Genomic DNA, 1285 nt, shown 5'->3' on the forward strand with positions numbered 1-1285 from the left:
TTGCAAGAGTGTTTTTTTGAAATTTATTATGAAGATATGGTCAAAAATTCAATGCTTCTAACTTCTTCTTATAAATATCATTCAAATATTGTTGGTTATCCGTCTAGCTTTTTATTTAAGGATTCTGGAGGTGCTGTCTTTATAAGTAAGTGGCCAATTGTCAATCAATGGGAACATGTTTTTACCAATAATACATTTGATGACGGTCTTGGTCGACAACAAAAAGGTATTATTGCCATTGAAATAAATAAAAATGGTCAACACTATTATATGGCAACTACTCACACTTCACCTTATGAAAAGCATGCCGATATCAGGAAGACGCAGTTAAGTGAGATTAGAACGTTCATTAAAAATAATCTTACCGCTGATTACCCTTTAATATTCATGGGAGACCTAAATATTATAAGTGGGTCATCAGAAGAAGATAGTATATATAGTATTATACCAGAACTTATGCGTGTGGTAGATAACGGTTATTATCAGTATTCATGGGATGCCCAGCTTAATGAGATGGTGGATGATAATGAGCAAAACACACTTGATTATATCTTTTTCTGGAATGATAAGGTTCATAAAATTCCTAGCCAAGCCAGTGCTCAAATTGTGCGCCCTGTTGAGAACGGTAATATAGATCTATCAGACCATTTTGCTGTACAAGGAGTATTTGACTTCGAATAACTCTTTATATTATGCAGGCATAGTTACTTTCTGAAAAATCAACTTATTTAAGATGGGTAAACATATATGACATAGCATTCAACCAAATGAAAATCGATTTCACTTCTAATAATATTACGTAATTCAGTATTTTTTAAATCATTCATAACACGTTAAAATAGGGTAATTTAAATGGCCGATTCTTTAAATGATGCTAGCCGCGTTGAACTGAAAATTGAAGCAGCCTCGGGGACACAAACCCCTTCCATTTACGCTAATGGAAATAATCAGCTTGCTGTCGTTGTTACTGCAAAAGCGTATAAAGGTATTACGGATGAGATTCTGGATATTACAGATCGAGAGTGGCAAGAAAGTTTGTCGCTCTGTCATGCCGAAACTAATGAACAATTAACTAATGGGTGGACTTATAGCACAAAAGCAAATGAATATACTAGAGAGATCCCCTCAGTTTCCTTAAAGAAACTTGATATGTCTGAATATACACGTAATACTAGAAATTTAATATTATTTTATGTATCCACAAAAGATGTAAATATTAAACGTATTGCTGTGCGTTGCGATGTCAATAACAAGATGATTGCCACCACAGCGGATAATGCAAGCG

The 1285-nt window shown here is 34.1% G+C and carries 1 protein-coding gene and 1 pseudogene; both read left to right on the forward strand.

Features of this window, described 5'->3' with window-relative positions:
- Positions 1-681: endonuclease/exonuclease/phosphatase family protein (locus AB204_RS22970; protein ID WP_200898270.1), on the forward strand; the 681-nt coding region annotated here is incomplete at its 5' end.
- A gap of 171 nt (positions 682-852) precedes the next feature.
- Positions 853-1285: pseudogene (locus AB204_RS20530) on the forward strand (hypothetical protein); the annotation flags it as partial.

This window comes from Xenorhabdus khoisanae (genome assembly GCF_001037465.1).
In the GTDB taxonomy this organism is placed as follows: Bacteria; Pseudomonadota; Gammaproteobacteria; order Enterobacterales; family Enterobacteriaceae; genus Xenorhabdus; species Xenorhabdus khoisanae.